Source organism: Pseudomonas sp. NPDC089534 (assembly GCF_044749305.1).
Lineage (GTDB): Bacteria > Pseudomonadota > Gammaproteobacteria > Pseudomonadales > Pseudomonadaceae > Aquipseudomonas > Aquipseudomonas ekonensis.
In genome coordinates this window covers 1-21,132 of record NZ_JBIVHR010000045.1, presented here as the reverse complement: position 1 = coordinate 21,132, position 21,132 = coordinate 1, and the positions used below count along the sequence as shown (strand labels likewise).

The following is a 21,132-nucleotide window of genomic DNA, read 5'->3' as shown; positions in this document are numbered from 1 at the left end:
CAGGCTCGCTCCCGCAGGCCTTGCAGCCGTCAGAAGTGGAAGTTGGTGCTCAACAGTGCCGTACGGCCCGCCGCCTGGTTGGCGAAGTGGGTCGAGAAGGCCTTGTCGTAGTAGGTTTCGTTGGTCAGGTTCTGCACGTTCAGCTGCAGGTCGACGTTCTTGCTCAGCTTGTAGGCGGCCATCGCGTCGTAGCGGACATACGAGTCGACCATGGTGGTGTTGGCCACGCTGCCGAACACGTCATCCACATAGAACGCACCGCCGCCGACGGTCAGCTTCGGCGTGACCTGATAGGTGGTCCACAGGCTGGCGCTGTTCTTCGGCGTGTTGGGCAGTTCGTTGCCGTCGTTGGCCTTGCCCAGCGGGCCGCCGTCGATCTGCTCGCTGTCCATGTAGGCGTAGCCGGCGAACACTTGCCACTTGTCGGTGATCTTGCCGCTGGCCGACAGTTCGATGCCCTGCACGCGGGTCTTGCCGGCGTTTTCGTAGGAGGTGGTGTCGACCTGGACGCGGGCGTTTTCCTTCTCGGTGCGGAAGATGTCGGCGGTCAGCGACAGGCGATCGTTCAGCAGGTCCCACTTGGTGCCGATTTCGTAGTTCTTGGTGGTTTCCGGCTCCATGTCGCTCTTGAGCAGGTTGCCGTTGCGGTCCGGCGTGCCGCCCAGCGGGTTGCCTTCCATGCCTTCGCCCAGGGTGTTGCCCGGCGGCGTGGCGGAGGTGGCGTAGGACGCATAGATGCTGCCGTTCTCGGCCGGCTTGTAGACGACGCCGAACTGGCCGGTGACGAACTCGCTGGTGTCGGAACCTTTGGAGGTGGTGGTGCCCGCGTTGGTGTAGGTCTTGTAGCCGGTCTCGAAGTGGTCGTAGCGCAGGCCCATGTTCACCAGCCACTGCTCGGTCAGCTCCAGGGTGTCGAACACGTACAGCGCGTAGGTGTCGGACTGGGTGTCGGTGCCGGCGTAGTTGCGCGAGATGGCGCCGTTCCACGGATCGTTCGGCGTCGGGTTGGACAGCGAGGTGCAGTTGTAGCCGCTCGGTGCGCCGATCATCGCCGGGGTGCAGTTGGTGCTGGCGGCCACGTTGGTGGTGCGCGGGGTGGTGTCGGTGTTGACGTTGTACGAGGACTTGCTGCTTTCCTCGCGGGTGTACTCGACGCCGGTGGAGAAGCTGTTCTTGAAGCCGCCCAGGTAGAACGTGCCGAACAGGTCGGTCTGGTTGGTGGTGGTCTCGGTGTTGCTCACGCGGGTGTTGGCGCGGCGCCAGACGCTGCCGTTGTTGACGTTGCCCTTGCTGTCGTCCGGCTGGGTCAGGATGTAGTCCTGCATGCTGGTGCCGTGGCGCAGGGTGTTCTTGACCGTCAGCGCGTCGTTCAGGTCATGCTCGATGGCGAAGGTCGCGGTGTCGGTGCGGCCTTTGCGGAAATCGCGGTCCAGACCGTAGAAGTTGCTGTGGTCGCCGCCGGCGTAGGGCTTGTCCGGGTTGGACTTGGTGCGTGCGGCGGAACCGGCTTTCGGGATGGTGTACGGGATGCCCGAATCCGGGGTGTCGTTGCTCTCGAGGTGGTAGTAGTCGAGGTTGACGCGGGTGTCGGTGCCCAGGCCGAAGGCCAGGGACGGCGCGATGCCCCAGCGGTCGTAGTCGACCTTGTCGCGGCCGGCGACGTTGCTTTCGTGGCTCATCAGGTTCAGGCGGCCGGCGGCGGTGTCGCTGAACTGGTAGTTGCCGTCCAGGGTGTAGCGCTGGGTCTGGTCGGAGCCCCAGGTGAAGCCGCCGTCGAACGAGTTGCCCAGGTGCGCCTTCTTGCTCACCAGGTTGATGCTGCCGCCGGCGGCGCCGCGGCCGCCGATGGCGGAGTTCGGGCCCTTGCTGACTTCGATGTTTTCCACGGCGAAGATTTCGCGGCTCTGGGAGCCGGTGTCGCGCACGCCGTCCAGGTAGGTGTCGCCCTGGGCGTCGAAGCCACGGATGAACGGACGGTCACCCTGAGGGTTGCCGCCTTCGCCGGCGCCGAAGGTGATGCCCGGCACGGTGCGCAGCGCGTCCTGCATGTTCAGGGCGCCGGTGTCCTTGAGGACCTGTTGCGGAATCACGGTCACCGAGCGCGGCGTGTCGACCAGCGGCGCGGTGTACTTGGGCGAGGAGGCTTTCTCGACCTGGTAGGACGTCGAGTCCTGGGCTTCGCCGGTGATGGCGGTGGCGTCCAGGGCGATGGCGTTGCCGGAAGGCTTGCTGTCGGTCTTTTCGGCGGCGAACACCACGTGGCCTGCGGAGCTGGCGGTGATCGCCACACCAATGGCAGAAGCGAGCAAACGAGGTGAGCTGACCGGCATTTGTACTTGTCGACGTGACATTGAGATATCCCCTCCCCAAGGATTGAGGCGGCGGAATATAGGGTAAACAAGTATTCGTATCAATTGCGAAACATTGCCATTCGCACTGAATTTACATTCTTTACAATTTAGCCTTACGGTTTTTGCCGGTTCGTTCGTCACGCGGGTTTTACACAGCCAATAAGAATCAATACCATTGCCGCCTCTTTGCCATCAGGTGCCATCGCCATGCTGCTGCACATCCCCGGACTGTTCGAAAAGGACGAAGTGCAACGCATCCGCGAGGCGCTGGAGCAGGCCGATTGGGCCGACGGCAAAATCACCGCCGGCTACCAGTCGGCCAAGGCCAAGCACAACCTGCAACTGCCCGAAGGCCATCCGCTGGCCAAGGAAATCGGCGCGGCCATGCTGGACCGGTTGTGGAAGAACCCGCTGTTCATGTCCGCCGCGCTGCCGCACAAGGTGTTCCCGCCGCTGATCAATTGCTACACCGCCGGCGGCAGCTTCGGGTTCCACATCGACAATGCGGTGCGCCAGCCCCAGGGCAGCATCGAGCGGGTGCGCACGGACCTGTCGGCCACCCTGTTCTTCAGCGAGCCGGAGGACTACGACGGCGGCGAACTGGAGATCCAGGACACCTACGGCACCCAGCGGGTGAAGCTGCCCGCCGGCGACATGGTGCTGTACCCCGGCACCAGCCTGCACCAGGTCAACCCGGTCACCCGCGGTGCGCGCTATGCGTCGTTCTTCTGGACGCAGAGCCTGGTGCGCGAGGACAGCCAGCGCGCCTTGCTGTTCGAAATGGACGGTGCGATCCGTCAGCTCACCCAGGACGTGCCCGATCACCCTTCGCTGATCCGCCTCACCGGCACCTACCACAACCTGCTGCGCCGCTGGGTCGAGGTGTAAGTGACGGACTTCCGCTTGCGCCGCGAGGAAGTCCTCGACGGCGACCGGCTCAACGCCATGCTCGAAGAAAGCCCGGCCCGCGCGGCCCAGGCGATTCTGCTGGCGGCGGGCGAAGGCGTGCTGGAGGCGCAGGCATTGCTCGGGCAGATCCTGCTCGACGGCCATGGCATCGCCCTGGACCTGCCGCTGGCGGTTCGCTGGTTCGGGATCGCGGCGGGGCAAGGCCATGCGATGGCGCGCAACATGCTCGGCCGTTGCCATGAGCACGGTTGGGGATGTGCGGCGGACGCTGCGCTGGCCGCACGGCATTACCGGATCGCGGCGGATGCCGGATTGGACTGGGCGATGTACAACCTGGCCAATCTGTTCGCCACCGGACGCGGGGTGGAGGAAGACCAGGCGCAAGCACTGGCGCTCTATCGCTGCGCTGCCGGGCTGGGGCATGCCAAGTCCATGAACCTGCTGGGCCGCTATCTGGAAACGGGCGATGCGTGTCCGCAGGACTTGCATGCGGCCCGCGACTGGTATCGACGGTCGGCCGAGGGTGGGGATTTCCGCGGACAATTCAGCTTTGCGGCGCTCCTGGCGGACGAAGGACGGATCGACGATGCGCTGGACTGGCTACGCAAGGCGCTGGCCACAGGCAATGCAAACTTCTTGCGGGTGAGCAGTGAGGCGCTGCTTAGCGCGCATCATCCTGAAATACGTGAAATGGCCATTGCCTATAAGTTGAAACTTTCCGACTTGACTGCGGGCCAGTCAGGAAATGCTGCGGCCTGACACATTACTGGTTCTTGTCTTGTCGGATTTATTGAAGATCTGAATTCAGTTTTAACATTTGCGAGCTTGTTGGTTATGTTTGAGTTGCCCTAAGGTTTGATTGGCCGGTGGCACGGATCGACTGGAGTTTAAAGTTTGATCTTTGCTGGCGGTAATTAAACTTGTATCGCTGCCCGGTCTGGGCAGGGAAAGGGAATTCAAATGGATACTAAAATAGTAGAGGCCGCCGCCAAGGCGCCGAAGTTGTTCGTGGATGCATCGCTGAGCGAAGGCGATGAATATAACCGGGGAACCGGCATCCAGTTGACGAAAGAGCAGATCATCAGCCTGAGAAAGTATGAAACGCTGGGGCTTTCTCTTCCGATCCAATTGCAGGATGTGATTGCCTACCTGAACTACGGTTCAGGTGATGACGGTGGCGTAGGGCTGAAGGCCACAGACTTTCTGCGCACCTTCACCAATACGTACAACCATGCTAAACGCTGGTCTCCATTGCGCGAAAAGATCATGTTGACCGGCACTGACCTTAAAGTCTTTTCGGGAAGTATCATCCGGGTCGGTAGCGGGATTGTTGAGATCTATGAGGATCTCAAGGCTTCAAGGTATCTGGAAGAGCACAATATCAATACGCCGGAAGAGTATCTTGAGCTGAAAAAGCAAATTCCGAATTTGCCGGAGCTCGACTTGCCTTCCGGCGATGTTCCGGAAATAAAGCTCTATCTCAATGACATGCTTGCCAAGGTAAGGCTCGCTCATGAGAGGGCCGAGCGTGTGCGCGAAGAGTTGGACTCCTTTGGCAAGGACATGCGAGAAAGTGTCTTGCCAGAGATTAAGTTGCGGTTGGAGTTTGTGTCGAAGAACACCTACCAGGCCGATATTCAGGCACTGCAAGACAGAATCGATCAGCGCTCCCTGGAAATTGACGAACTCAACAAGCAATACAACCAATTGGTGCAGGAAGCGATCAAGGCGGCGGCGACACTTAATATCGGTGGACTGATCCTTGGTATCTACCAGGGCGTCAAGGCCGAAAAGATTCGCTCCGAACGCAATAGGCTGAAGGGGTTGCAGCAGGTTGACAACCAAACGATGGCCAGCAAGAGCCAGACCCTGAGCTCCCTGAACAAGGTGCGCGACGATCTTCAGAACCTGAGCTACGTCGCCATCGAGGCCGAAGTCGCCACCCAGAATCTCATGCTCGTATGGAATGCACTGAGCACCTACATCGTGGCATCCGTAAAGGAAGTGGATGGACTGCAGGAAGCGACCTCTCTACGCCGCTTCAAGAACCAGATCCTCAGCATCATTGATCCTTGGGAACAGATCAAAGTCAGTTCGGATCAGTTGCTGGAGGTATTTGCGGCGGCGGACAGGGAATATGAAAGCTATGGCTTGGTTTTTGGGAGTAAGGCAATCGTGGTGTCTCCATTTGATGAATCGAACAATCCCTCTTTCAACGTGACGGATCTGCGTCGTCATAACGAAAAGGTTCAGGCGTCCAGCACGACGGCGCAGATGCTTGGCGAACAGTATGCGTACCTGCCGAGCACTGTCGCGGTGATGAAAGGGCTGTCGGGCGCAGTCAACGGCAGCACGGTTGACCTGCGCGGCCATGCCCAGACGAACATCCTCTTTCTGGAACCGGCGCAGAAAAGGCTGAAGGGCTATCAGGCTGAGCTTGAGTATCCGGAAGATGCGGATGAAGTCCGGGAGGACATGGAAGCCGAACTGAAAGCTGTCTTCGCTAGAGTGCAGAAACAGACCGAAGATTTCAAAAGTGTCCTCGCCGGCATTCGCACCCCCTATGACAGGGAATTTTCGAAGCAGGCGGTCGATGGGCTGCAGCAGGAGCGAATCACCAAGGAAGCGCTGAGAGTCAAGGCTGTCGAGAATGTCACGGAACTTGACGCGCAGATGAAGGAGATTTCGCAAGCCATCGATGCGATCGCCAAGGCAGGCATCGAAAAGATCGGTGAGGAGGCCAAGCTGTCGCTGGAAAACCTGAAGGCGTTGGGGCTGGCGCCACCCCAGGTGCAGGTTGCGATGCTGGCGATCGATACGCTGAAGAAATTGATCGCGGGCATCGGGGAGGCCATTTCGTTTCTCAACATGCTGGCGGCATACGAGCAGTTGAAGACGAGGGCTGGCGAACTGCGGGATCGAGCACAGAAAATCGTCAAGGACATTGCCCAGATCGATGGAAAGATCGAGCTGGTGTCGACCCTGGATGAGCTGGATGACCATCGCTGGAAGTATGTGGATGAGTTTGCGCGACTGATCGCTGATTTCGAAGGCTTTTCGGGCAGCCTCAAACAAGACGGTTCGCTGCCGGTCGAGGAGCGCGCTGAAACGGCGTTGGCCTGTATGGATGTCGTCATCAAGTACTTGAATACCATTCAGCGGTTATAAGGAGTCGAGGAGATGGACGCTGATCCATCTCCTCTTTCAGGGATATGAATAATTCAATCGACTATGAGTTTTCCGCGCAGCAGCGAATGCTGTTGGATCGCTATCTCCGCCTGCTGGGCACGTTGGTGCCGCTTTACGATAAGGCCGGCCTGGTGTTTGAAAGGCGCAGAAAGAGCGGCCATCAACGGGCGGAGTTGATGTGGGATACGCGCCTGAACAGGGCGGGGTTTCTCCAGGGGCACATTGGGTCGAATCTGCGCCTCATTGGCGATTCGGCCAAAAAGCTCAGGGCCTGCGTAGCGGATTTGGAGACATTCGCGAGCGAGTCCCTGGACATCACTCGGCGGACATCCAGGAATGAACCGCTCGCCAACATTGATCTGCATGAATACACATTGTTTCGTGCGGGGAAGTGGAGTGTGCTCCCGCCGACCAGCGTCAAAGGGTTGGTCAATGAGTTGGCGTCTCGCTTCTATGGCCCGGGTTCAGACCTGTTTTCGATCAGGCTGGCGACGCAAGTGACGTATGACGATTCATTCGGCCTGAAGGCGGTGTTCACGAAAATAATGGGTTGGCAATCCTGTGCCTGTCATTCAGCCCCCACTGTCGCCGAGGAACTGTTCAGGGGGAGCGAAACCACACCGCAATGGGATACCCGCTTCTCTTCTTCGGATCCCTTGGTCAGGGGCGCAGAGTATCAGGCCGACGTGACGGGGCTGTTCGATGATTTCATTCCGCTGAACACCCAAATGGGGTTCTCGATCGGGGAGGTGACCGTACGCATCGATGCCGTGAAGGAAGAGCTGGGCAAGACAACGGACATGAACACCTTGGGGAACCTGAATTCCAGAGCGGGAACGGCCCTGGAGGTCGCCAAGGATGCTTTGCTGTTGCTGGAAAAGCTGGAGGCGTGGGTGAAACCGTGAAACACAAAGGCCCATTTGCATGGGCCTTTGTGCTTGATGAAGCCGCTTACACGTAGTACGACTTCAGCGGCGGGAAGCCGTTGAACTCCACCGCGCTGTAGCTGGTGGTGTACGCGCCGGTCGACAGCCAGTACAGGCGGTCGCCGATCGCCAGGTTCAGCGGCAGGCCGTACTTGTAGTTCTCGTACATGATGTCGGCGCTGTCGCAGGTGGGGCCGGCGATGACCACTTCTTCCATCTCGCCTTTCTTCTCGGTCCAGATCGGGAACTTGATGGCTTCGTCCATGGTTTCGATCAGGCCGGAGAACTTGCCCACGTCGGTGTACACCCAGCGCTCGACGGCGGTGCGCGACTTGCGCGCCACCAGCACCACTTCACTGACCAGGATGCCGGCGTTGGCGATCAGCGAGCGGCCCGGCTCCAGGATGATTTCCGGCAGGTCGTCGCCGAAGTCTTCCTTGAGGAAACGGATGATTTCCTCGGCGTAGGTCTCCAGGCTGTTGGTGCGGGTGATGTAGTTGGCCGGGAAGCCGCCGCCCATGTTGATCAGCTTCAGGTGGATGCCGTCCTCTTCCTTCAGGCGCTCGAAGATCACCTTGACCTTGGCGATGGCGGCGTCCCACACGCTGATGTCGCGCTGCTGCGAGCCGACGTGGAACGAGATGCCGTAAGGCACCAGGCCCAGGTCGCGGGCGAGGATCAGCAGGTCCATGGCCATGTCGGTCTGGCAGCCGAACTTGCGCGACAGCGGCCAGTCGGCGGTAGTCGAGCCTTCGGTCAGGATGCGCACGTAGACTTTGGCGCCCGGCGCGGCCTTGGCGATGTTGCGCAGGTCGGCTTCCGAGTCGGTGGCGAACAGACGCACGCCCTTCTCATAGAAGTAGCGGATGTCCTTGGACTTCTTGATGGTGTTGCCGTAGCTGATCTGGTCCGGGCGCACGCCGCGGCCCAGCACTTTGTCCAGCTCGTAGATGGAGGCGATGTCGAAGCTCGAACCCTTTTCCTTGAGCACGTCGATGATCTCGACGGCCGGGTTGGCCTTGACCGCGTAGTAGACCTTGGCGAATTCGAAACCGGCGCGCAGGTCATCGTAGGCCTGGGCGATCATCGCGGTGTCGATCACCACGAACGGGGTTTCCTGCTTGTCGGCGAACGCCTTCATCTTCTGAAAGGTTTCGCGCGCGAAATAGTCTTCGACCTGGATCGACATACCTGGGAGCTCCTATGGGCAAACTCGTGAAAACAATGGGTGCAATGAACGTCCTCCGTATCCCCACTTTGGTTCGCCTACTTCCCAAGGCATGTCGCCGAAAGCAAAAAGGCCATGGGAAATGCAGCTTTCTTTCCCTTGGCCTTGCTGTCTCGTCGTCAGTACTTGAGCCGGATGGATCGTTTCCAGCATGGACGTTCGGCGCGAACTTTAGGGCGTGGGGGGCCTGAGATCAACTAAAAATGTCGCGTTTTTGCACGCTTCTGACGTACGTCGTCGGTATCGCTCTTTGTAGCCGACCGAGATGACGGCCAGATGTTCCCCGGAAATTTCGAAGTGTTAAAAATAGCTGCACGTTCGAAGCTTTTGCGCGCCAGATCGTCGATAAGTACGATGGCTGCAACTTCGGCGACGTTGGCGGCAAGTGGGCGGTATGGGGGGGAGTTGGCTTGCTTGAAAGGAGCGGCTGAGTAATATCAACTGACGCGACTGTTGATATTTTTTTTCACCTTGCTGAATTGAGTAAATCTGTCAGGTTGAGGCCGGATACCAGTCGAAATTCGGACGCCGTCTGACAGATTGCTTCACTTCGCTGCTCAGTATTTCAAGTGCAGAGCTTAATTTTCTGGTTTATCGACTGCTTTGCAGAGCACCACCCGGTCCTTGAGATGCAGTTCACTTGAGTCAGTGGCGTTGTTCATCGCCAATATGAAGTTCAGCCATGCGTTCTCCTGCTTCAAGAGGCGTTCAAGCTTTTTCTCACCTGAGCCGTCTGGTGGGTTGTCGAACACATACGGTCGGCAGCTGGAAAAACCCTTTGGCACGGTAGAAAGAAGATCGTAATCGCTGTTGCTCTTGACGATGTTGTACGTTTGCCAGCTGAGGAATGACAGTAGGCACAGCGCCGTAGTGATCATCAGCGGCAAAGCGATACGCCATCGCAGTGGCATCGGATAGGCTTTTGCTAGCGCTCTGCGGGTCATGAAGTCGGTGATTTTTTTACCATTCACCAAGACCTGTACTACATCAAACTCCAACGGATTGTAGATCGATATTTCAACCGTTTCGTTGGGAGGGATGTCAGTGAGAATGAGTTCCTTGTCTTGCGCATTGTGTTGCCATTTGACTTTGGCTTCGTGGCGAGAGTAGACAATCCTGGGCGTGAATTGAAAGTTGCCTCGATACAGGACCTTCAGACTTGTCAGGGTCGTATTTGATTCGTTGTAAATGGCGATATGGGTGCAAACATAACGATTTTCGCCCTCGACCATCTCGGCCGGTGCATGAAACAGATAAGGGCCCAAGGTCGTCCAGCCAACGGCATCGGGGAGTTCTTTACGTAATGCGTTCAGCGCCACAATTTGATCGATCACTGCATCATCCTTTTGATCCTTCCTTGAGAAGCGTTTTTTAATCGGTCGATAGAGGATGATATTCATATGCCATCATTTGGTGCAAACCGGCGACCGATTGATAAAGGACTGAAGAGACAGTGTAAACGGGGCTGTCAGACAGCCCCTTGTTATCAGGCAATCACCACTTCGGCCGGTGACACAATATTGGTTTTCATTCCGCGCGATCGACCCGAACTCAGATAAGCCGCAATCGATTCCTGCGTCACTTCGCCAAGAAACACCCGCTCGGCGTCCAGCACCGGCAGCCACGCGCGGTTGAACTCGTACATGCGCGACAGCAGGATCCGCAAGTGCTCGTCATAGGCCGCCGTGGCGTTGAACTCGCGCAGGAACTGCCCGCAGGCGCCGGCCTGGCGGTGCAGGTCGCGGCGGCGCACGTAGCCCAGCGCCTTGTTCTCGGCGCAGGTGACCACCACATGGCGGCGGTCATGTTCGTCCATCAGTTCCAGCGCATCGGCCACCGGCGTCTCGGGGCTCACCGACGGCGCGTTGTCCGCCGCGTCTTCGGCCTTCACCAGTAGCAAGCGCTTGAGGGTGCTGTCCTGGCCGACGAAATGGCTGACGAAGTCGTCCGCCGGGTGCGCGAGCAGGGTGTCGGGGTGATCGATCTGCAACAGTTTGCCGGCGCGGAAGATCGCAATCTTGTCGCCCAGCTTGATCGCTTCGTCGATGTCGTGGCTGACCATGATCACGGTCTTGTTCAGCGCCCGCTGCATCTCGAAGAACTCGTTCTGGATCATCTCGCGGTTGATCGGGTCGACCGCGCCGAACGGTTCGTCCATCAGCAGCACCGGCGCATCCGCCGCCAGCGCGCGGATCACGCCGATCCGCTGCTGCTGGCCGCCGGACAGCTCGCGGGGGTAGCGGTGCAGGTACTGCTTGGGTTCCAGCTTGATCATGTTCATCAGTTCGCGGGCGCGGTCGTGGCATTTCTGTTTGTCCCAGCCGAGCAGTTTCGGCACCACCACGATGTTTTCCTCGATGGTCATGTTCGGGAACAGGCCGATCTGCTGGATCACGTAGCCAATGTTGCGGCGCAGGGTCACTTCGTCGAGGGCCGTGGTGTCCTCGCCGTTGATCAGGATCTTGCCGGTGGTCGGCTCGATCAGGCGGTTGATCATTTTCAGGGTGGTGCTCTTGCCGCAGCCGGACGGCCCGAGGAACACGCAGATTTCGCCTTCGTTGACGGTCAGGCTCACCGAATCCACGGCCTTGACGTCTTTGCCGTTGCTTTGGAAGGTCTTGCCGAGGTTCTGGAGTTCGATCATTTGAGGAGTCCTTTTGGTGTCAGCGCGCGTTGCAGCGCTTGCAGGATCAGGTCGGCGAAAATGGCCAGCAGGCTGACCAGCAGCGCGCCGACGATCAGCATCGGCATGTCGCTGCGGCTGATGGCGGCGAGGATCAGCACGCCGAGGCCGCCGGCGCCGATGGTGGCGGCGATGGTCATCACGCCGATGTTCATCACCACGGCGGTGCGCACGCCGGCGAGGATCACCGGCACCGCGATCGGCAGTTCGACCATGCGCAGGCGCTGGCCGAAGGTCATGCCGATGCCGCGTGCGGCCTCGCGGATGCCGGGCTCCACGCCGGTCAGCGCCAGGTAGGTGTTGCGCATGATCGGCAGCAGCGAATAAAGGAACACGGCGGTGATGGCGGGCAGCGGCCCGAGACCCTGGCCGAACTTCGAATAGAACGGCAGCAGCAGGCCGAACAGCGCAATCGACGGCACGGTCAGCAGCACGGTGGCGCTGGCCTGCAAGGGGCCTGCGAGGCTCTCGAAACGGGTCATCAGGATACCCAGGGGCACGCCGACGAGAATGGCGAGACTGACGGCGACCCCCACCAGCGCGATGTGCTGCCAGGTCAGGCGCATCACCTGCGGCCAGTCGAGATGGGAAAAGGCGTTCAGCAATTCCATGGCTTTTCCTCCTTAGTTGAGCGGGTGCCGGCGCAGGAAATCGGCGGCCACGGTCGACGGGCTTTCATGATCGACATCGACCCGCGCGTTGAGCCGGCGCATGGTGTCGTCGTCGAACAGTCCGGCCAGGGGCTTGAGCTGTTCGGCCAGCTGCGGGTGCGCGTCGAGAAAGGCCTGGCGCACCACGGGCGCGGCGGTGTAGTCCGGGAAGTAATGCTTGTCGTCTTCCAGCAGCGTCAGGCCGAACGCGTTGAGGCGACCGTCGGTGGTGTAGACCAGGCCGGCGAACACCTGGCCGTTGCGCAGCGCCGTATAAACGAGGCCGGCATCCATCTGCCGGATGTTTTTGCGCGTCAGGTTCATGCCGTAGCGTTTGACCATGCCGTCCAGACCGTCGGAGCGGTTGGCGAACTCGGTGTCCAGCGCCACCAGATGATTCGTCTTGGCTTCGGCGCGCAGCGCGTCGTTCAACTGGCTGATGCTGCGGATCTGCGGGTATTGCGCAGCTATGTCGGCGGGCAGGGCGAGGGCGTAGGTGTTGCTGAATTTCGACGGTGCGAGCCAGACCAGTCCCTTTTTCGCGTCGAGTTCTTTCACCCGTGCGTAGGACTGTTCGCTGTCGAGTTTCTCGGCGACATGGTTGTAGGCCACCAGCGACACGCCGGTGTACTCCCAGAGCAGGTCCAGCTGCCCGCTTTCGTGGGCGCTGCGGGCCAGGTTGCTGCCCAGTCCGCCGGTGACCTGCGTGTCGTAGCCTTTGCTGCGCAGGTATTGCGAAGTGATTTCCGCCAGCAGGGTCTGTTCGGTGAACACCCGGGCGCCGATGCGGATCACCGGTTTGTCGGCGGCTTGGGCAAATCCTGCGAACAGCAGGACACAGCCTAAGATCAAGCTAAGTCGTTTCATGGGTTTTCCTTCCGGGAGCCTTAGGACGGGCGCAGACCGCGTTCCAGCCAGAGGCGGCTGGCGAGGGTGACCGCGCCGTCGAGCAGCAGGGCCAGCAGCGCGGTGCACGCGGCGCCGAGCAGCAGTTGCGGCTGATTGTTCAGGGCGATGCCGGGGAAGATCAGGCTGCCGAGGCTGTTGGCGCCGATCAGGAACGCCAGCGGCGCGGTGCCGACGTTGATCGCCAGCGCCACCCGCACGCCGCCGACGATGATCGGTACGGCGTTGGGCAGTTCGACCTGCCACAGCACCTGGCGCGGGGTCATGCCGATGCCGGTGGCGGCTTCCTTCAATGAACCCTGGACGTTTTTCAGGCCTTCATAAGTGTTGCGCACGATAGGCAGCAGGGAGGCGAGGAACAGGGCGAAGATCGCCGGGCCGCTGCCGATGCCGAGAATCCCCAGGGCAATCGCGAGCACGGCCAGCGGCGGCACGGTGTTGCCGATGTTGAAGCCCTGCATGAAGCGTTCGGCGCGGCCGAGCATGGCCGGGCGGCTGAGGAGGATGCCGGAGGGAATGCCCACGGTCAGGGCGGCCAGCATGGAGACGAGGACAAGCACCAGGTGGGCTTGCAGGTAGAACAGCAGATCGTCGCGGTAGCGTTGGATCGTGTCGATGCCGATCCAGTGGATCAGCAGGGCCAGGAGGGCGATCGCCACCGCACCTCCCGTCAGCCCTTTGCCATAGCGGATAGCCACAGGCGGACTCCTTTTCCAGTCGGCGACCGCTGTCCCGTGCGGCAATGCCATACTTGGCTGCCGGAGCGGCGGTCGCGAGAAGCGGCTGTTTTCCGTTACGCCAAGACGTGCCGGAAGCGAGCCATGAGCGCGGCCCCGCAGGGCCGACTTGCCGGATTCTCAGGCCCTTGCGAGAGGGCGTGACAGGGGAGTGGACGTGCGCGCGCTTTGAAAGGTTCCCCGGCGAGACAGCATTTGGCCATTTCGGATGCGCTCAACGGTTCGGATATTGAAGCGAGTTGGGCTATAATCGCCGCCCTTTTTGAATCCCCGCCAGGCGATTTCCCATGACCAGACAGGCCGCCGAAGTCGCGAAACGCCGCACTTTCGCCATTATTTCCCACCCCGATGCCGGTAAAACCACCATCACCGAAAAGCTCTTGCTGATGGGCAAGGCGATTGCGGTGGCCGGTACGGTGAAGTCCCGCAAATCCGATCGCCATGCGACATCCGACTGGATGGAGATGGAGAAGCAGCGGGGCATTTCCATCACCACGTCGGTCATGCAGTTCCCGTACCGCGAACACATGATCAACCTGCTCGACACCCCGGGCCACGAAGACTTCTCCGAAGACACCTACCGCACCCTGACCGCGGTGGACTCGGCGCTGATGGTGCTCGACGGCGGTAAGGGCGTGGAGCCGCGCACCATCGCCCTGATGGATGTCTGCCGTCTGCGCGACACGCCGATCGTCAGCTTCATCAACAAACTCGACCGCGACATCCGCGACCCGATCGAGCTGCTCGACGAGATCGAGGCCGTCCTCAAGATCAAGGCCGCGCCGATCACCTGGCCGATCGGCTGCTACCGCGACTTCAAGGGCGTGTACCACCTGGCCGGCGACTACATCATCGTCTACACCCCGGGCCACGGCCACGAGCGCACCGAAACCAAGATCATCGAGAAGCTCGACTCGCCGGAAGCCCGCGCGCACCTGGGCGACGAGTACGACCGGTTCCTGGAGCAGCTCGAACTGGTGCAGGGCGCCTGCCACGAGTTCAACCAGCAGGAGTTCATCGACGGTCAGCTGACCCCGGTGTTCTTCGGCACCGCGCTGGGCAACTTCGGGGTCGACCATGTGCTCGACGCCGTGGTGGACTGGGCCCCGCGCCCGCTGCCGCGGGTGGCCCACGAGCGCACCGTGGAGCCGGTGGAGGAGAAGTTCTCGGGCTTCATCTTCAAGATCCAGGCGAACATGGATCCCAAGCACCGCGACCGCATCGCCTTCATGCGCATCTGCTCCGGCAAATACGAGAAGGGCATGAAGATGCGCCACGTGCGCACCGGCAAGGACGTGCGCATCGGCGACGCCCTGACGTTCTTCTCCTCCGAGCGTGAGCAGCTGGAAGAGGCGTACGCCGGCGACATCATCGGCCTGCACAACCACGGCACCATCCAGATCGGCGACACCTTCAGCGAGGGCGAGAGCCTGGGCTTCACCGGCATCCCGCACTTCGCCCCGGAACTGTTCCGCCGCGTGCGCCTGAAGGATCCGCTGAAATCCAAGCAGCTGCGCCAGGGCCTGCAGCAACTGGCCGAAGAGGGCGCGACCCAGGTGTTCTTCCCCGAGCGCAGCAACGACATCATCCTCGGCGCCGTCGGTGTGCTGCAGTTCGATGTGGTCGCCAGCCGCCTGAAGGAGGAATACAAGGTCGAATGCTCCTACGAGCCGATCACCGTGTACTCCGCGCGCTGGATCGAATGCGGCGACAAGAAGAAGCTTGAGGAATTCTCCAACAAGGCCGTGGAGAACCTGGCGCTGGACGGCGGCGGTCACCTGACCTACCTCGCCCCGACGCGGGTCAACCTGGCGCTGATGGAAGAGCGCTGGCCGGACGTGAAGTTCCGCGCGACCCGTGAGCATCACTAAGCGCTGAGCGATGCACCCGAAACCCCGCTGCGAAAGCCGCGGGGTTTTTTGTTGCCTGCCGGTTTCCTGTGGGAGCGCGCCTGCTCGCGATGACGGCGTGTCAGGCGCCCCTTGAGCGACGGGATGACCGCCATCGCAAGCAGGCGCGCTGCCGCAAAGGCAGGCATAAGCGTTTTTCGGCATAACGCTTATTTCAAAGCGGTCTTCGGCGCCAGGGCAATTTAGCCAGGCCGTCAGCGTCCCATATGGAGAACCCGGCTGACCGGAACTAGATTTCACAGAGCGCCAGTCCGGCACTGTTGTTTCACCTGAAAAAGGGATGGAATCGGCTATGAAGAGCAGGTTGCTACGCGTTTTGCTGCTGTTGAAAGTGATGGTGATGCTGTCCCTCGGCACTGCGGCGGCCTGGGCCGAATGCGAGGATCACGATACCCAGGCGTTCAGCGGGCAGGCCGGACACAGCGGCCTGATGCTCGCCAAGTCCGAGTCCGAACCCGGCGACCAGGGCCAGGGCGGCAGCGCCGACGATGACGATTCGACCACCGACGAGCCGGACAGCGACGATCCGGACGAAGGCGACAGCCAGACGTAGGTCGCAGGCAAAAGAAAACCCCTTTTCTCCCGACTGATGCGCAATCGGAGGAAAAGGGGTTTGTTGAACGCTGATCCCCTGTGGGAGCGGGCTTGCCCGCTCCCACAGTTCGTTTGGCTTATGCCGCGCCGTCGAGGAACTGTTCGGCGTAGTGGCAGGCCACCTGCCGGGTGTCGAGCTTGCGCAGTTCCGGCACTTCGCTGCTGCAACGCTCGGTGGCGTACGGGCAGCGCTTGTGGAAGGCGCAGCCGGGCGGCGGGTTCAGCGGGTTGGGCAGCTCGCCGGCGATCTTGATCTTCGGCTTGTCCGGATCCGGGTGGATGGCCGGGGTCGCCGACAGCAGCGCCTGGGTGTACGGGTGCAGGGGACGGGTGTAGATGTCCTCTTTCGGGCCCATTTCCACCGGGCGGCCGAGGTACATCACCAGCACCTGGTCGGCGACGTGGCGCACCACCGCCAGGTTGTGGGAAATGAACACGTAGGCGGTGTTGAATTCCTGCTGCAGGTCCATGAACAGGTTCAGCACCTGGGCCTGGATCGACACGTCCAGCGCCGACGTCGGCTCGTCCGCCACCAGCACCTTCGGTTGCAGCATCATCGCCCGGGCCAGGGCGATCCGCTGGCGCTGGCCGCCGGAGAACATGTGCGGATAGCGCTGGTAGTGCTCGGGGCGCAGGCCGACCTGTTTCATCATCGCCTGGACTTTCTCGCGACGCTCGGTGGCCGACAGGTTGGTGTTGATCAGCAGCGGCTCGGCCAGTTGGTCGCCGATCTTCTGGCGCGGGTTCAGCGACGCGTAAGGGCTCTGGAACACCATCTGCACGTCTTTGCGCAGTTGCTTGCGCTGGGCCTTGTCGGCGCCGGCGACTTCCTGGCCGGCGATCTTCAGGGAGCCGGTCGACGGCTCTTCGATCAGGGTCAGGGCCCGGGCCAGGGTGGACTTGCCGCAGCCCGACTCGCCCACCACGGCGAGGGTCTTGCCGGCCTCCAGCTCGAACGACACGCCGTTGAGGGCGCGCACGGTCGCATGGCCCTTGAACAGGCCGCGGGAGACCTCGTAGTGACGGGTCAGGTCACGGGCGGTGAGTACGACGGCCATTACGCCACCTCCTGGTTCAGCGGGTAGAAGCAGCGGGCGAGGCTGTGGGTTTTCGGGTCAAGGGCAGGGCGCTGCGCGCGGCAGCTCTCTTGCACGTACGGGCAGCGCGGCGACAGCAGGCAGCCCTGCGGACGGTCGTAGCGGCCCGGCACGATGCCCGGCAGGGTCGCCAGGCGCTCGGCGCCCAGGCTGTGCTCCGGGATCGCCTTGAGCAGCGCTTCGCTGTACGGGTGCGCCGGGATGTCGAACAGTTGCGGCACCTGGCCGACCTCCACCGCTTGGCCGGCGTACATCACGCACACGCGCTGGGCGGTTTCGGCCACGACGGCGAGGTCGTGAGTGATCAGCACCAGGCCCATGTTCTGCTCTTTCTGCAGCGCCAGCAGCAGATCCATGATCTGCGCCTGGATCGTCACGTCCAGCGCGGTGGTCGGTTCGTCGGCGATCAGCAGTTTCGGCTCGCCGGCGATGGCCATGGCGATCGCCACCCGCTGGCTCATGCCGCCGGACAGTTGGTGCGGATAGGCGTCCATGCGGCTGGCGGCGGCCGGGATCTCGACCTTCTCCAGCAGTTCGATGGCGCGCTTGCGGGCGGCCTTGCCGGACATCTTCAGGTGCAGGCGCAGCACTTCCTCGATCTGGAAGCCGACGGTGTAGCTCGGGTTGAGCGCGGTCATCGGATCCTGGAAGACCATCGACAGGTCCTTGCCGACGATCTGCCGGCGCTGGCGGTTGCTCAGCTTGAGCATGTCCTTGCCGTCGAAGCTCAGGGCGTCGGCGGTGACGATCCCCGGATGCTCGATCAGGCCCATCAGCGCCATCATGGTCACGGACTTGCCGGAACCGGACTCGCCGACGATGGCCAGCACCTCGCCCTTGTCCACTTTCAGGTCGAGGCCGTCGACCACCGGGGTGGCGTTCTTGTCGCCGAACCGGACGTTGAGATTCTTGATTTCTAACAGTGACATGGGAATCTCCTCAGGCGGCGTTCTTGAGTTTCGGATCCAGCGCGTCGCGCAGGCCGTCGCCCATCAGGTTGATTGCCAGCACGCTGAGCAAAATGGTCAGGCCAGGCAGGCTCACCACCCACCAGGCGCGTTCGATGTAGTCGCGGGCCGAGGCCAGCATGGTGCCCCACTCAGGGGTCGGCGGCTGCACGCCCAGGCCCAGGAAGCCCAGGGCGGCGGCGTCGAGGATCGCCGAGGAGAAGCTCAGGGTCGCCTGCACGATCAGCGGCGCCATGCAGTTGGGCAGCACGGTGATGAACATCAGGCGCGGCAGGCCGGCGCCGGCCAGGCGGGCGGCGGTCACGTAGTCGCGGTTCAGCTCGCCCATCACGGCGGCGCGGGTCAGGCGCACGTAGGACGGCAGGGACACCACGGCGATGGCGATCACGGTGTTGATCAGGCCTGGGCCGAGGATGGCGACGATCGCCACGGCCAGCAGCAGCGACGGCAGGGCCAGCATGATGTCCATCAGGCGCATGATGGTCGGGCCGAGGATCTTGGGGAAGAAACCGGCCAGCAGCCCCATGAGGATGCCCGGGATCAGCGACATCACCACCGAGGACAGGCCGATCAGCAGCGACAGGCGCGAGCCCTGGATCAGGCGCGAAAGCAGGTCGCGGCCCAGCTCGTCGGTGCCGAGCAGGAACTGCCATTGCCCGCCTTCGAGCCAGACCGGCGGGGTCAGCAGGAAGTCGCGGTACTGTTCGCTCGGGTTGTGCGGCGCCACCCACGGGGCAAAGATCGCGCAGAACACGATCAGGGCGAAGAACATCAGGCCGGCGACCGCGCCCTTGTTCTTGGCGAACGCCTGCCAGAATTCCTTGTAGGGCGACGGGTACAGCAGGCTTTGGTCCACGGCGGAGGCGGCGGTGGCTACTGAGGAAGTTTGAGTGCTCATGGGTATTGACCTCAGCGCTGGTGACGAATGCGTGGGTTGGCGAAGCCGTAGAGGATGTCCACCACGAAGTTGACCAGAATCACAATGCAGGCAATCAGCAGGATGCCGTTCTGCACGACCGGATAGTCACGGGCGCCGATGGCTTCGATCAGCCATTTGCCGATGCCGGGCCAGGAGAAGATCGTTTCGGTCAGCACGGCGCCGGCCAGCAGGGTGCCGACTTGCAGGCCGACCACGGTCAGCACCGGGATCAGCGCGTTGCGCAGGCCGTGGACGAACACCACGCGCGCCGGCGACAGGCCCTTGGCCTTGGCGGTGCGGATGTAGTCTTCGCGCAGCACTTCGAGCATCGACGAGCGGGTCATCCGGGCGATCACCGCCAGCGGAATGGTGCCCAGCACGATGGCGGGCAGGATCAGGTGATGCAGGTAGTCGAGCAGGGCGCCCGGTTCATCGCTGAGCCAGGTGTCGATCAGCATGAAATGGGTCTTGCGCTCGACGTCGATCAGCAGGTCGTTCTGGCCGGAGACCGGTGTCCAGCCCAGGCTGACCGAGAAGAACATGATGAGGATCAGGCCCCACCAGAAGATGGGCATCGAGTAACCCGTCAGGGAGATGCCCATCACGCCGTGGTCGAACAGGGAGCCTCGCTTCAGGGCGGCGATCACGCCGGCCAGCAGGCCGAAGACGCCGGCGAAGAGCAGGGCTGCCATCGACAGTTCGAAGGTGGCCGGAAACAGTTGCGTGAACTCGCTCCAGACGCTCTCTCGGGTGCGCAGGGATTCACCGAGGTCGCCGTGGGCGAGCTTGCCGATGTAGTCCAGGTACTGGGCATACAGCGGTTTGTTCAGACCGAGGCGTTCCATTGCCTGAGCGTGCATTTCGGGGTCGACCCGACGTTCGCCCATCATCACTTCCACGGGGTCGCCGGGAATCATGCGAATCAACGCGAAAGTCAGCAAGGTGATGCCGAAAAACGTGGGGATCAGCAATCCCAGTCGGCGGGCAATAAAACTTAACATCTTGTGTGGTACCTCATCAGCCGGTTAGGCGTGCCCGGCTTCCCTGGGTTCAGGGAGGCCGGGAGTCTCTTATCTACTTCACCTGGGTGGTGGCGAAGTTATTGGTGGTCAGAGGGCTGATGTAGTAGCCCTCTACGTTGTTGCGCATGGCCGTGAACATCCGGGTGTGGGCCATGCTGATCCACGGTTGGTCCTGGTTGAACAGCACCTGGGCCTGTTCGTACAGCTTGGCCCGTTCGGCCGGATCTACTTTAGCCCGTGCATGGTCCAGCAGCGCCTGGAATTTTTCGTTGCACCAGCGCGAGTAGTTTTCGCCGTTCTTGGCGGCCTCGCAACTGAGCATAGGCGTCAGGAAGTTGTCCGGGTCGCCGTTGTCGCCCGCCCATCCGGCCGACACCATGTCGTGCTCGCCGCTTTTGGCGCGTTTGAGCATTTCGCCCCATTCCATCACGCGGATGTCGATCTTGAGGCCGATCTTGGCCAGGTCGGCCTGCATCATCTGCGCGCCGAGCATCGGGTTCGGGTTGGTCGGGCCGCCGCCGTTGCGGGTGAACAGGGTGAACACGGTGCCTTCCGGCACGCCGGCTTCCTTGAGCAGGGCGCGGGCCTTGTCGAGGTCGCGGGGCGGGTTTTTCATTTCATGGTTGTAGCCCAGCAGGGTCGGCGGGTACGGGTTGACCGCCACGGTCGCGTTGCCCTTGCCGAACAGCGCATCGACGTAGGCTTCCTTGTCGAAGGCGATGTCGATGGCTTTGCGCACCCGCACGTCGCTCATGTACTTGTGCTGGGTGTTCATCGACACGTAGGAGACGGTCATCGCATCCAGTTCGGCGACTTTCAGCTTGTCGTCCTTCTTGATGCTCGGAATGTCGTCGGGCTTGGGGTACAGCGCGATCTGGCATTCGTTGGCCTTGAGCTTCTGCAGGCGCACGTTGTTGTCGGTGGCGATCGCCAGGATCAGGGCATCGGCCGGCGGCTTGCCGCGGAAGTAGTCCGGGTTGGCCTTGAAGCGCACCTGCGCATCCTTGTTGTAGCGCTGGAAGACGAACGGGCCGGTGCCGACC

Annotated in this window: 18 protein-coding genes; 6 read left to right on the top strand and 12 right to left on the bottom strand. The window is 61.6% G+C overall.

The window, feature by feature from the left end; all coding sequences use genetic code 11:
• Nucleotides 1-29: 29 nt before the first annotated feature.
• Entirely contained in the window at nt 30-2,351 is a 2,322-nt protein-coding gene (locus tag ACIP0B_RS15615; RefSeq protein ID WP_400833373.1) for a TonB-dependent receptor, read from the bottom strand.
• 207 nt (nt 2,352-2,558) lie between these two features.
• Between ACIP0B_RS15615 and ACIP0B_RS15610 the strand changes: the two genes are divergently transcribed.
• From ACIP0B_RS15610 to ACIP0B_RS15595, 4 genes are all read left to right on the top strand, one after another.
• Nucleotides 2,559-3,239: a Fe2+-dependent dioxygenase gene (locus tag ACIP0B_RS15610; RefSeq protein WP_400833370.1), complete on the top strand. Its 681-nt coding sequence runs from the start codon at nt 2,559-2,561 to the stop codon at nt 3,237-3,239.
• Nucleotides 3,240-3,296: 57 nt separating this feature from the next.
• Entirely contained in the window at nt 3,297-4,019 is a 723-nt protein-coding gene (locus tag ACIP0B_RS15605) for a tetratricopeptide repeat protein (RefSeq protein ID WP_400833415.1), read from the top strand.
• Nucleotides 4,020-4,220: 201 nt separating this feature from the next.
• Nucleotides 4,221-6,428 carry an alpha-xenorhabdolysin family binary toxin subunit A gene (locus ACIP0B_RS15600; protein ID WP_400833368.1) on the top strand — a complete coding sequence of 736 codons (2,208 nt, stop codon included), beginning with the start codon at nt 4,221-4,223 and terminating at the stop codon, nt 6,426-6,428.
• Between the two features lie 44 nt (nt 6,429-6,472).
• Nucleotides 6,473-7,354 carry a hypothetical protein gene (locus ACIP0B_RS15595; RefSeq protein ID WP_400833365.1) on the top strand — a complete coding sequence of 294 codons (882 nt, stop codon included), beginning with the start codon at nt 6,473-6,475 and terminating at the stop codon, nt 7,352-7,354.
• Nucleotides 7,355-7,400: 46 nt separating this feature from the next.
• Here the strand turns inward: ACIP0B_RS15595 and ACIP0B_RS15590 are convergent, their stop codons facing one another.
• From ACIP0B_RS15590 to ACIP0B_RS15565, 6 genes are all read right to left on the bottom strand, one after another.
• On the bottom strand, nt 7,401-8,564 hold the full coding sequence (locus ACIP0B_RS15590) for a type III PLP-dependent enzyme (protein ID WP_217893686.1): 1,164 nt from the start codon (nt 8,562-8,564) through the stop codon (nt 7,401-7,403).
• Between the two features lie 617 nt (nt 8,565-9,181).
• Nucleotides 9,182-10,003, bottom strand: a complete 822-nt coding sequence (locus ACIP0B_RS15585) for a hypothetical protein (RefSeq protein ID WP_400833363.1) — start codon at nt 10,001-10,003, stop codon at nt 9,182-9,184.
• A gap of 86 nt (nt 10,004-10,089) precedes the next feature.
• Nucleotides 10,090-11,247, bottom strand: a complete 1,158-nt coding sequence (locus tag ACIP0B_RS15580) for a betaine/proline/choline family ABC transporter ATP-binding protein (RefSeq protein WP_400833360.1) — start codon at nt 11,245-11,247, stop codon at nt 10,090-10,092.
• A complete protein-coding gene (locus ACIP0B_RS15575; RefSeq protein WP_400833358.1) occupies nt 11,244-11,897 on the bottom strand; it encodes an ABC transporter permease in 654 nt (217 codons plus the stop codon). The genes ACIP0B_RS15580 and ACIP0B_RS15575 overlap by 4 nt, the downstream gene beginning before the upstream one ends.
• A gap of 12 nt (nt 11,898-11,909) precedes the next feature.
• Nucleotides 11,910-12,803 (bottom strand): glycine betaine ABC transporter substrate-binding protein, encoded by an 894-nt coding sequence (locus ACIP0B_RS15570; RefSeq protein WP_400833355.1) that lies wholly within the window; start codon nt 12,801-12,803, stop codon nt 11,910-11,912.
• A gap of 20 nt (nt 12,804-12,823) precedes the next feature.
• Nucleotides 12,824-13,540, bottom strand: coding sequence for an ABC transporter permease (locus ACIP0B_RS15565; RefSeq protein ID WP_400833353.1), 717 nt, complete (start codon nt 13,538-13,540; stop codon nt 12,824-12,826).
• Nucleotides 13,541-13,866: 326 nt separating this feature from the next.
• On the opposite strand from ACIP0B_RS15565, the gene ACIP0B_RS15560 reads away from it, so the two are divergent.
• Both ACIP0B_RS15560 and ACIP0B_RS15555 read left to right on the top strand, forming a co-directional pair.
• Nucleotides 13,867-15,450 (top strand): peptide chain release factor 3, encoded by a 1,584-nt coding sequence (locus tag ACIP0B_RS15560; RefSeq protein ID WP_400833351.1) that lies wholly within the window; start codon nt 13,867-13,869, stop codon nt 15,448-15,450.
• Between the two features lie 331 nt (nt 15,451-15,781).
• On the top strand, nt 15,782-16,042 hold the full coding sequence (locus ACIP0B_RS15555; RefSeq protein ID WP_400833349.1) for a hypothetical protein: 261 nt from the start codon (nt 15,782-15,784) through the stop codon (nt 16,040-16,042).
• A gap of 118 nt (nt 16,043-16,160) precedes the next feature.
• On the opposite strand, the gene ACIP0B_RS15550 is transcribed toward ACIP0B_RS15555, so the two are convergent.
• From ACIP0B_RS15550 to ACIP0B_RS15530, 5 genes are all read right to left on the bottom strand, one after another.
• Nucleotides 16,161-17,141, bottom strand: coding sequence for a peptide ABC transporter ATP-binding protein (locus ACIP0B_RS15550; RefSeq protein WP_400833347.1), 981 nt, complete (start codon nt 17,139-17,141; stop codon nt 16,161-16,163).
• A complete protein-coding gene (locus ACIP0B_RS15545; RefSeq protein ID WP_085578516.1) occupies nt 17,141-18,109 on the bottom strand; it encodes an ABC transporter ATP-binding protein in 969 nt (322 codons plus the stop codon). Before ACIP0B_RS15545 ends, ACIP0B_RS15550 begins: the two co-directional genes overlap by 1 nt.
• A gap of 10 nt (nt 18,110-18,119) precedes the next feature.
• Nucleotides 18,120-19,046, bottom strand: coding sequence for an ABC transporter permease subunit (locus ACIP0B_RS15540; protein WP_085578518.1), 927 nt, complete (start codon nt 19,044-19,046; stop codon nt 18,120-18,122).
• An 11-nt stretch (nt 19,047-19,057) separates the two neighbouring features.
• The gene (locus tag ACIP0B_RS15535; protein ID WP_400833343.1) at nt 19,058-20,068 is read right to left on the bottom strand and encodes an ABC transporter permease subunit; all 1,011 of its coding nucleotides are present in this window, start codon (nt 20,066-20,068) and stop codon (nt 19,058-19,060) included.
• Between the two features lie 73 nt (nt 20,069-20,141).
• The coding region (locus ACIP0B_RS15530) for an ABC transporter substrate-binding protein (RefSeq protein ID WP_400833340.1) at nt 20,142-21,132 on the bottom strand (991 nt) is incomplete at its 5' end.

What these genes read in the sequence shown, in the direction of transcription:
- ACIP0B_RS15615 (WP_400833373.1), bottom strand. Translation starts at nt 2,351, where the DNA reads ATGTCACGTCGACAAGTACAAATGCCGGTCAGCTCACCTCGTTTGCTC.
- ACIP0B_RS15610 (WP_400833370.1), top strand. Translation starts at nt 2,559, where the DNA reads ATGCTGCTGCACATCCCCGGACTGTTCGAAAAGGACGAAGTGCAACGC.
- ACIP0B_RS15605 (WP_400833415.1), top strand. Translation starts at nt 3,297, where the DNA reads ATGCTCGAAGAAAGCCCGGCCCGCGCGGCCCAGGCGATTCTGCTGGCG.
- ACIP0B_RS15600 (WP_400833368.1), top strand. Translation starts at nt 4,221, where the DNA reads ATGGATACTAAAATAGTAGAGGCCGCCGCCAAGGCGCCGAAGTTGTTC.
- ACIP0B_RS15595 (WP_400833365.1), top strand. Translation starts at nt 6,473, where the DNA reads ATGAATAATTCAATCGACTATGAGTTTTCCGCGCAGCAGCGAATGCTG.
- ACIP0B_RS15590 (WP_217893686.1), bottom strand. Translation starts at nt 8,564, where the DNA reads ATGTCGATCCAGGTCGAAGACTATTTCGCGCGCGAAACCTTTCAGAAG.
- ACIP0B_RS15585 (WP_400833363.1), bottom strand. Translation starts at nt 10,003, where the DNA reads ATGAATATCATCCTCTATCGACCGATTAAAAAACGCTTCTCAAGGAAG.
- ACIP0B_RS15580 (WP_400833360.1), bottom strand. Translation starts at nt 11,247, where the DNA reads ATGATCGAACTCCAGAACCTCGGCAAGACCTTCCAAAGCAACGGCAAA.
- ACIP0B_RS15575 (WP_400833358.1), bottom strand. Translation starts at nt 11,897, where the DNA reads ATGGAATTGCTGAACGCCTTTTCCCATCTCGACTGGCCGCAGGTGATG.
- ACIP0B_RS15570 (WP_400833355.1), bottom strand. Translation starts at nt 12,803, where the DNA reads ATGAAACGACTTAGCTTGATCTTAGGCTGTGTCCTGCTGTTCGCAGGA.
- ACIP0B_RS15560 (WP_400833351.1), top strand. Translation starts at nt 13,867, where the DNA reads ATGACCAGACAGGCCGCCGAAGTCGCGAAACGCCGCACTTTCGCCATT.
- ACIP0B_RS15555 (WP_400833349.1), top strand. Translation starts at nt 15,782, where the DNA reads ATGAAGAGCAGGTTGCTACGCGTTTTGCTGCTGTTGAAAGTGATGGTG.
- ACIP0B_RS15550 (WP_400833347.1), bottom strand. Translation starts at nt 17,141, where the DNA reads ATGGCCGTCGTACTCACCGCCCGTGACCTGACCCGTCACTACGAGGTC.
- ACIP0B_RS15545 (WP_085578516.1), bottom strand. Translation starts at nt 18,109, where the DNA reads ATGTCACTGTTAGAAATCAAGAATCTCAACGTCCGGTTCGGCGACAAG.
- ACIP0B_RS15540 (WP_085578518.1), bottom strand. Translation starts at nt 19,046, where the DNA reads ATGAGCACTCAAACTTCCTCAGTAGCCACCGCCGCCTCCGCCGTGGAC.
- ACIP0B_RS15535 (WP_400833343.1), bottom strand. Translation starts at nt 20,068, where the DNA reads ATGTTAAGTTTTATTGCCCGCCGACTGGGATTGCTGATCCCCACGTTT.